At 46.4% G+C, this 1,124-nt stretch carries 2 protein-coding genes; one reads left to right on the plus strand and one right to left on the minus strand.

The features are described from left to right. Positions 1-397: 397 nt before the first annotated feature. Positions 398-595, minus strand: a complete 198-nt coding sequence (locus QZ506_RS14940; protein ID WP_291972101.1) for a DUF1187 family protein — start codon at positions 593-595, stop codon at positions 398-400. A gap of 149 nt (positions 596-744) precedes the next feature. Between QZ506_RS14940 and QZ506_RS14945 the strand changes: the two genes are divergently transcribed. Then, a partial coding sequence (locus QZ506_RS14945) for a hypothetical protein (protein ID WP_291972103.1) occupies positions 745-1,124 on the plus strand: 380 nt, incomplete at its 3' end.

Here is a 1,124-nt window from a genome sequence, read left to right on the forward strand (position 1 = left end):
CCCAGTGAAACGACGGATCCTCGCAACGTAAAATCATGCAGTTAGGCATCATGAGAAAAGTGTACACCTGAGATGACAAGCATTTTCAACCAAAACTGGCATGGAAAAACAGCATGATTACCTATTATTCAACAAAGCCTCCGGGATGCATCACCACGCTCTGGATTTAACATACTGATTTTACGTCAAGGGAATCCGCAGCCTTTATGGCTACGCAGCATAATATCTATTTATTCAACAAAGCCTACTTTTTTTGCCATATATCGGGGTATCAGCTGTTATCATTTTTAAGTCGGTTGGCTATAGTGGTGTTGCAGGAACTGGTTAACGTTCGCCTGTTGCCATTTTTCGAGCGCGTGGGTTCTCCTTGCGTCAATGGGATGGTTTATTGTGCTATTTACCACGTATCCCTGTTTTTCACCCTGACGCAGCGGAAATCCTCCAGTTTCACCTTATCGCCTAACGACTTACCTGTATCCTTAGGCTTAAAGAGCAGTTTTTCACATTCTGACATGGTGAGTTTCACCTTAGAGAACCGTAGCCACTGAACATCCAATCCGCCGGGCTTTTTGATAGTTGCCGTTATTTTGTACATTAAGTCTCTCCGAGGTTGTTTATGTGTCTGACGACAATTAACACGCTGAAAAAAGTGACATAAAAACCGGGGGCAGGGGGCTAACTTGTAAAATTTTGCAGGTTGGCGGTCAGATCGCTTACACTTGGCTTAATACAGGAGGATCCGCTATGGGCCAGGTTGCATTTGATACATTGCAGGCGTCAGAAGAACTTCAAACCGCCGGGCTTACCAGTGAGCAGGCCAAGGCGATCTCGCTCGTCGTACGCAAGTCTCATGAGGTGGCGGATGTTGCTACTAAGGCTGATATTGCTGAGGTAAAGCGCGATATAGCTGACGTTCGTAAAGATATGGAGTTCCGCTTCGAAAAGAACGACGCGCAGATAGCCGATGTGCGTAAGGACCTGTCAGCAGAGATAGCCGATGTCCGTAAGGATATGGCTCATCGCTTCGAAAAAAGCGAGGCGCAGATATCTGACGTTCGTAAGGATATGCAATTAGTCCGCAAGGATTTACAGCTTGAGATGGCGGGTATTCGCTCCGAGCAGAA

Origin of the sequence: Candidatus Symbiopectobacterium sp. (assembly GCF_020054415.1) — a bacterium.
Taxonomy (GTDB): domain Bacteria; phylum Pseudomonadota; class Gammaproteobacteria; order Enterobacterales; family Enterobacteriaceae; genus Symbiopectobacterium.